The sequence below is a fragment of the Proteiniborus sp. genome (genome assembly GCF_040308045.1).
In the GTDB taxonomy this organism is placed as follows: domain Bacteria; phylum Bacillota; class Clostridia; order Tissierellales; family Proteiniboraceae; genus Proteiniborus.
Window position 1 is genome coordinate 1 of the sequence record NZ_JAWRHZ010000018.1, and the last position, 8,276, is coordinate 8,276.

Annotated in this window: 8 protein-coding genes; all 8 read right to left on the bottom strand. The window is 29.4% G+C overall.

Features of this window, described 5'->3' with window-relative positions; translation table 11 throughout:
- Positions 1–15: 15 nt before the first annotated feature.
- Positions 16–1,377: an MATE family efflux transporter gene (locus ABV008_RS03055; RefSeq protein ID WP_352418346.1), complete on the bottom strand. Its 1,362-nt coding sequence runs from the start codon at positions 1,375–1,377 to the stop codon at positions 16–18.
- A 523-nt stretch (positions 1,378–1,900) separates the two neighbouring features.
- Positions 1,901–3,217 (bottom strand): sensor histidine kinase, encoded by a 1,317-nt coding sequence (locus tag ABV008_RS03060; RefSeq protein WP_352418347.1) that lies wholly within the window; start codon positions 3,215–3,217, stop codon positions 1,901–1,903.
- Positions 3,218–3,232: 15 nt separating this feature from the next.
- The gene (locus ABV008_RS03065) at positions 3,233–3,955 is read right to left on the bottom strand and encodes a LytR/AlgR family response regulator transcription factor (RefSeq protein WP_352418348.1); all 723 of its coding nucleotides are present in this window, start codon (positions 3,953–3,955) and stop codon (positions 3,233–3,235) included.
- A 1,301-nt stretch (positions 3,956–5,256) separates the two neighbouring features.
- On the bottom strand, positions 5,257–5,667 hold the full coding sequence (locus tag ABV008_RS03070) for a hypothetical protein (protein WP_352418349.1): 411 nt from the start codon (positions 5,665–5,667) through the stop codon (positions 5,257–5,259).
- A gap of 35 nt (positions 5,668–5,702) precedes the next feature.
- Positions 5,703–5,831 carry a hypothetical protein gene (locus tag ABV008_RS03075; protein WP_352418350.1) on the bottom strand — a complete coding sequence of 43 codons (129 nt, stop codon included), beginning with the start codon at positions 5,829–5,831 and terminating at the stop codon, positions 5,703–5,705.
- A 310-nt stretch (positions 5,832–6,141) separates the two neighbouring features.
- The gene (locus ABV008_RS03080) at positions 6,142–6,264 is read right to left on the bottom strand and encodes a cyclic lactone autoinducer peptide (RefSeq protein ID WP_352418351.1); all 123 of its coding nucleotides are present in this window, start codon (positions 6,262–6,264) and stop codon (positions 6,142–6,144) included.
- Positions 6,248–6,862 carry an accessory gene regulator ArgB-like protein gene (locus tag ABV008_RS03085; protein WP_352418352.1) on the bottom strand — a complete coding sequence of 205 codons (615 nt, stop codon included), beginning with the start codon at positions 6,860–6,862 and terminating at the stop codon, positions 6,248–6,250. The genes ABV008_RS03080 and ABV008_RS03085 overlap by 17 nt, the downstream gene beginning before the upstream one ends.
- 279 nt (positions 6,863–7,141) lie before the next feature.
- On the bottom strand, positions 7,142–7,786 hold the full coding sequence (locus tag ABV008_RS03090; protein ID WP_352418353.1) for a hypothetical protein: 645 nt from the start codon (positions 7,784–7,786) through the stop codon (positions 7,142–7,144).
- Between the last annotated feature and the right edge of the window lie 490 nt (positions 7,787–8,276).

Consider the following 8,276-nt stretch of genomic DNA (forward strand, 5'->3'; position numbering starts at 1 on the left):
TTTAACCTAACTGTACTACATATGTTCTACAACATTTCTAACCCATTTATTTGAAAGTAGCCTTGGTATTCCTATAGCTGCTTTCACTACCTCTTCTAAACTGACCAATGCTAGTACCCAATAAACTGGTACTTTTAATACTAATGCTCCAAAGAAAGCCATAGGCACTCCTACAAGCCATACAGAACCCATCTCAAGGAACATAGAAAATCTCGTATCCCCACCACTTCTAAAAATGCCAACTACTAATAACCCATTAATTATCTTAATACTCATAGTAATTGATATAACCATAAGTATCTTAGTAGTATAGTCATAAACCTGTGCTGAGACGTTATTGAATAAAGTCATTATGAGTGGAGTTGATGTAAATAGAATCACTCCTAATATAATCCCTAATGCTGGTCCGATTATAATAAATGTTCGAGCATATGCTATTGATTTTTCTTTATTACCTGCTCCAATCTCGTTTCCAATCATAACTGCACATGCATTTGACATTCCTCTAGATAATACTAAAAATATATTTTGAATAGTATTAGCTATTTGAACAGCAGATGTTGCTTCCTTTCCTATTCTCGCATAAGCTACTGAATACATTACAGTTCCTAATGACCAAAAAAATTCATTTATAATAACTGGAGCAGCAGTTTTAAAGTACTTAACTACAAAGTCCTTAGATATGTCAATGAGCTCGTGCAGCTTTGCTGCTAAGGCGTTTCTAGTATTGTATGTTATATAAAGAATTAGTATCATTTCAACAACTCTAGCTATTAAAGTGGCAAGTGCCGCCCCTGCCGCACCCATTTCAGGGAATCCAAACTTACCAAATATGAGAAAATAATTAAAGACAGTATTTATAACTAAAGCAACCATACTTACAAACATTGGTACCTTAGCCTGCCCTACACTTCTTAGGGCAGTATTAAATGTAAAGCTAACTGCTGTAGCTAAGTAGCTTATTGCAATAACTCTTAAATATTGTACTCCAATTTCAACTACATCTTTTTCATCAGTAAATATTCGCATTAAAAGTTCTGGTACGAAAAGAGCACCTATAGTAAATATGATACTTATAGTACCGCAAATTAACAAGGCTAGTCCAAGAATTCTTCTGATGTTTTTAACGTCCTTTTTTCCCCAGAACTGGGCTACAAATATAGACGAACCACTATTTACTCCAAATAATATAAGTGAAAAAAAGAAAAACACTTGATTCGCCAGCCCCACAGCTGCTATGTTTGCATCTCCAAGCTGTGTTATCATAAGTGTGTCCACCATATTAACAGAGGACATTATAAGATTTTGCAATGTTATGGGCAGTGCAATATTCGTCAGTTTCTTATAAAAATCCTTATCCTTAAGTACAAGCTCCATTATTATCTCTCCATCCTACCCAAAATTATGTTCAACAATATATATTCTAACACAAGGAATCATCTACTTCAAACAAATCTATTTTAAATAAAATTAGGTAAACTCCTGCCATATTTCCTCCAAAATGTTCCTCATCTATTGATCTCGGAATATATTGTAACAATAGCAAATTTGATTCCTTGTGGAGGGAATATAATGGATGTAATAAATCGCGTGACAAGAGTTTTCCACTCATCTAAAGAAATTCCCTTTGATGACTCTTCTAGAATAATTTTGATGAGTGATTGCCATAGAGGTGATTGAAGCTGTGTCCATCCTCGTTGTATAACTGGAATAGAGATTGTAGATGGGAATATTATGCTTATAAAATGGTGTACTAAAGCAAAGGATGATGGCACACTGTTCATTAGAAGGGATGTTATAGCGGGGCCAAGAAGAATAAAAGAGTTCTTTAGTAAAAAATCAGAAAAGTAATAAGTAAAGTATGTAAAGGTAAGTAAATGGGTCAGGCTTTTATGACCCCTTACCCTTTCTCTAAAGACAAAGCTATACGAACACAGAAAGTGGTTTCCTTATCTTCTATCTTTAGAATCCCTTCATATTGGTTTACTATTCTTCTAATATTACTTAATCCAAATCCATGATTATCTTTATCTTTTTTTGTAGTAAATCTATGCCCTAGAGAATCTAGTTCTATACTTACTGTATTTGATTTAGAATTTGATGTTTCAATAACCAAATAATTACCTTTAGTATGAATTATTAGTTCAATAAATGGCTCATTTATTCCAGAATTTAGACATGACTCAACTGCATTATCTAAGAGATTTCCGATAATTATAGATAAATCAATATAATCAAGAGATAAATTTTGAGGCAACTCAACATCTAAATTCAGTTTGATCCTTTCTCTTAACATCTTATCATTTTTCATGTTTATTAGTGCTGTAATTACAGGATGTCCAACATCAATAACTTTATTAGCAAAAGAAATATCATCTGCTAGCCCCAATATATATTTTTTAGCTTCCTCAAATTTGTTTAGATAAATCAATCCATATAATGTGCTTACATGATTGTTAAAATCATGTCTCCAAGCTCGAATATTTTGCATGATATCTTCCATATTCTTTACATAAAAATTCTGATTCTCATATTCTTTTATTTTCAATTTCATCAACTCTTCCTGTTGTTCTTGCTCTAACATCTTCTTTGTAAATATATATATCAACCAGCTAAATATATGTGCACATAAGGTAAGTATGAAAAAAATGATGTAATCCATATAATTACTAATTTCTATGTATTTATAAAGAACAAATGCTACATAAATAATGGTTGCATTAAAAAGAAAGATAAAAGCTATAGGTAGGTTTTTGTTAGTCTGAATATATGAAAAAAAAGGTATTTTTCTAATCCAGTAATGTATGACAAGAAAAAAGCTACATTTTGCTACTGCTATTGCTAAAATTCTAAAAATATTTAGTTCTAAAATCAATGATGGTGGTAACTTAAAAATATATATAATTATGTTAACTGTAACTAGTTCTAGTGCAAACATTACTACCATACCTATAAGCAGCACTATAAAAATATTTAGAAACTTTTTCTTAAAAATCAACATAAAAATAAAACTCATTAGAATTAAAATTAGCATAAAGCCTATAAGATTAGCTAGTCCCAATAAATTATTTACAAAAGTATTTAATAATACAATTACAAGAATCCACAGCAAGGTATATTTATTGTTAACTACTTTTTCTCTGTGGATAACTTTTACATAATAATACAGCAAACTCACATCAATTATGTTTGTGAGAAAGTTAGCTATACCCTCCATATTCATCACCTAGAATTAATAAAATAACTTCTTTTCTAATGCATATAGTATATCTTTTTTATATTTTCTGCTAATAGGAATTGATTGTTCTATGCCAGACAGCATGAGTTGATTATCTTTGATATTTGACAGCTTATCGATATTTACTATAAACCCCTGATGGCAGCGCAGAAATATATTTTTATCTAAAGATTCTTCTATGGATTTTAAAGTGTCAACAAACTCATAATTACCTACCTGAGTTGAAACATAGATTTTTTTACCTTGTCGTTCAAAGTAATAAATATCTTCATATTTTAATCTTACTATTCCTTCCTTTATTTTAAAGGAAAAGGTTTTATTTATACTACTATATGCTTCTTTTTCCTTAAATCGAGTGCAAATTTTTTGTATCAGATCGCAAAACTTTTCATACGTGATAGGTTTTATAATATATTGAAAGCTTTCTAATTGAAAAGCTTCTAAAGCATAATTTTTATACCCTGTTAGAAAAATAATCATTGTGTCTTCATACATTTCTCTAATTCTCTTACCTGTTTCTATGCCATTTAGTTGCTTCATTTCAATATCTAGAAAAATAACATCTATGTGCATATTCTTTGTTAGTTCAAGTAATTCCTCTCCGCTATAAGCCTCAATTATTTTGGGCTCATAATCAATAGTTGTCCTGTTAATATATTCTTTAATAATCTCTACATGGGTTTTATCATCGTCACAGATTGCAATAGTTAGCTCCATATGTCATACCCCCATATAAATTTACTATTACTTTATTATTCTACATGTAAATCAAATTACCTTTTTATTTAGTAACTTAATCAATATTTATTCTAGTAAATGATTTATTTGTTCCTATATCCTCTGCTCTAAGCCTCGCAAATATGACAAATAATCATATAAAAGACATCTAGAAAAATAAAAGATACCTGTAAATTATATGACCCTTTAGACTTACGGATAATTATTGTATTTGAGAAAACACTTGGTATAATGTAATTAGTAGACATGGAAATTAAACTGAATAGGACTTTATAACAAGGAGGTAAAATATGTGAATACATTGAAAAGTGTTCTAATTAGCTTATCTGTCACCTTAATCCTTATTGTTGTTGCACTTCAAATAAGCTATTCTCGAGATTTTTTTGCTAGTTTATTGTTAATAACGTCAATAAATTTTTTTCTCACATTAACTTTGTTTCTTAAAACTATATTCAAAAAATAATCAAATCAGAATAAAGAACATCTTCATTCTGATTTTTCTAATCATAATTTGAAATTCAATTAACTATATAACATCAAGGTACTTTGAAGCACTAATTCCATCACCTTGCTTCCAGAAATATCATCGTTTCCTTATTCTATTCATATATTTATTTATATAATATAACAACAAACTATATATAATGAAACATAGAACTATGAAATATATATAGTTTTTACGCAAAAATAATAAATTATATGAGAGTATTGCTATAATTATAAACAAAACAAATAAAATACATAGTAATATAAATGTTTTTCTCTTTAGTTGATTTTTTCCCCTATATTTTATAGCCATTAATTCATTTATAGGGTCTACATAATGTACTAAAAGAATTAGTATAGCTGTAATAAAGTATTGAAAGTATTTATAATTTTCAGGGAGATTAAAATTCATACGACTCATAATCAAGGATAATAGTAGAATAGATGCCAACAGGATCACAAATCCAGTTATTGACTTTTGTATTATGTCTTGCTTTCTTGTTATCTTAAACATCTCCTTTTCCGATATTTTTGCTACTTAAATCATATCACAGATTCTTATGGTTGACTACAAAAAGCCTAATCAACAGTAAACAGATTAATAAATTCTTTATCCTTATTTATTCACTTTTATGACACCTTTTCTACTATTTATGTTATTAGCATTCTGAAACTAAATTCAATTCACAATATTATAATATAAAAAGTATCACCTTCTAAAACTCGTCCCACAAAGGTGATACCTTCTATTATTCTAAAATAAAACATTAAGCAAAATATAAATGTTTATATTATTATAAATCATAGAAATCGTATTCAAAGTAGCCTATTACTAAGGGTTCTATGCTGGAGGGATTGTTTGGCACATAATTACTCGTCCAAGGTTCGTAGTCTTTTACAATCATGCCTCCTACGCTTGGAATATACGTATAATAAAATACTAGCTTTACTTTATCCCAGCTACCACTTCTTGTATATGCATCTTTAAAATCGCGAGCATCAATATCATTTAAAATTGCTTCAACTATAGTCCATGCCATAAGTCCTTTGCTAACAAAAGGCAAAAAATTTAATCCCAATTTGGTTTTCAACCATTTAGCAGCATAATCAAGTCCTTTTTCTATGCCTAGTTCTAAAAATGTATCTAGAAGTTCACTGTCATTAATAAGTTCTAGTAATACTTTCTCTGTATGGTCATTATCCAAATAAACTATTTTAGTAGGATATGTGTTTCCATCAATTATGCTATTCCTATAATCAATATACCAAGTTCCGCCATTAGGTGCATACCAGTTATACCACCACCTGGATCAGGCTCGTGTGCATAAGTCCCATTATCGGTTGCAAATGTACTTACAGCCGTTGTCATAATCAATGTTAATATTAAAATCATAGATATAGCTTTTTTTATGTTTTTACCTCCAATTTTTTATAGTATTGTCAATAATATTAATAGAGGTTCCTGACAATCCTTATTTTTTGAATATTTTACTGCTCCAGAGTAATTAATCACCTAAGGCAGTAATCTCTCCTCTATTCTTTAGTGATTCTACATTACTCTTAACTAAATGAGTATTTAAAAACATCATTTTGGAGTCCCTAATTGTTCTAAATCCTATTAATGTGTTCAGATATTTCATAAATATCAGAGTTTTTACTTGTTTAGTTACTAATAACTTTCAATATCTCCTTGGACATTTAGGCTGATACAAAATCCCTATGCAGTTAATGTTTAGTCCTAAATTTGCAAATACCATAGCTACTACTGCCATACTACTTAATAATTTAGTTTTTGCCTTCATTTAATTCACCTCCCCTATATAACTTTTTTATTGCTTCTAAAGGCATCAAGGTAATTCCCTCACAGAGGAATCCTAGTGACACAATATTGCCATAAATAATGAAAGAATGATAAACCATGCTTAGACTAACAGTGATTATACTTCCTATGATTATCACGTAAGCACTTCTTTTTTTATACAACTTTTTTTCCAGTTCACTTAATGGCTTATTTTCTGTATCAACTGGTGCAAATACTAGAACTAGAATAATAGATATGACTAGCATAATCATTTGATATATCATGGTGTGGTTAATGGGTAAAGCTTTTACAAGAAATATACAAGAAAAAGTTATAATATTTGTAATAGCAAAGCATTGCCAGAAAGATTTTAAATGTACTCCTCCTGCTTGAATTCTTAACATACTAAAAGCTATAATAAAAGTAATAGCCTCTTTTACAACTCCTAGTAACAATGCTATAATAAATAATCCTAGATATTTAATAATCGTTATTAATAGGATTTCAATTCCAAAAATATATAGCTCCATTTTATCCTCATCAATTACATTATTCCTTTTCATTTTTTTAACAATATAACAGGCCATTTGATTAATCATATTTTGTCTTCCTTAGATTTTAGTTTTATTATAATTCAAAAGTATCATAATCAAACTTTAGGGACAATCCTCTTGGCATAAGTGGTCGTTTTAAAGGCATAAGTTGCATTAAAAAACAGCCCAAACTTTTTTCAGTCTGAGCTGTTTCAGTATTATATGAAGGTGAAGCAGCAACCCCGTCCCTCTGCCTCTGCTTAGCTTCTACTTGACAGGAAGTAGTTCATTTTTTATGTGCACCTGTTTAAAGGATTTATGCCATAGATGCGCTTTCTGAAGCAATTAATTAAATTCTATATCTGTTTCATAATAGGTTACTGAAATTGGATCGCTATAATACTTGTCGGCATAGAATACGATAGTCGTCATTATTACATATGCATCATAGTAATCGCTATAATACTTCCACTGCCATACTTCGTACCAGTTATCATCAGGAATATCATCTACTGCTGATCTGTATTCAATTAGTGCGTGATTGGCTATTACTGCAGAAATTACTTTATATGCTGTTTTAAGCTCAGTTTCTAAGATTTTACCAGGTACTAAGAGTATAGCTGCATCACAAGCTAATTTAATAATGCTCTTTGATAGTCTGTTATCACTATATTTTTGGTAAGGACCATATAGCAATGTAGACTCATCTCCTGGATTAGGTCTATAAAAAGGTGATATTACGTTTGAATTAGTGGATTTTTTATATTCCATAATTTTATTTAACATATCTTGCTTTATTGACTCATTGGTAAGTTCTCTTACATGAAAAGCTTTTCCACTACTTATATTTATTGCTATTTCTCCTGTTTTATCTTTATTGTCTTTTAAACTCATGTTTCCAGTAACATTAACTGCGAACACCTGTATACTTGAAAAACAAATTGTTAGTACAATAATCATACTTACTATATGTTTTAATTTATTGTTCATATAATTCTATCTCCTTTTTTCTTTATTTAAAAAGTTAAAAGCAAAGAATGCTGGTATTGTCTTAAGTAATCGGTATAAATACTCGTTCTTTACTCCTAAAAAATCAGGTAATAAGATAAAACCAATACAAAGTAAAAGTGAAAGTGGCTTACCTATTTTTCTAAAAGAAGTGTTTCTTAGAAATTTATCATATATATAATAGAATATAAGAAATAAAGAGTAACCCCACAAACTTTTGAAATCTAAAATTTTCATGCACTCACCTCAACATAACCCCTAGTGTAAACTAACACTACATAAATAAATTATGGTGGAATAAAGTTCATTATATACCCCTCCTTAAAAAGAAGGTATTGTCAAAAATCTTAATAGAGATTTCTAACAACCCTTGATTTTTGAACATTTATATTGATTAAAATAGTTACCCCCATAAGGGATATCTTTTTAATATCTTTATAAACAAAAATGGATGACAAATCTCCGTTCATTG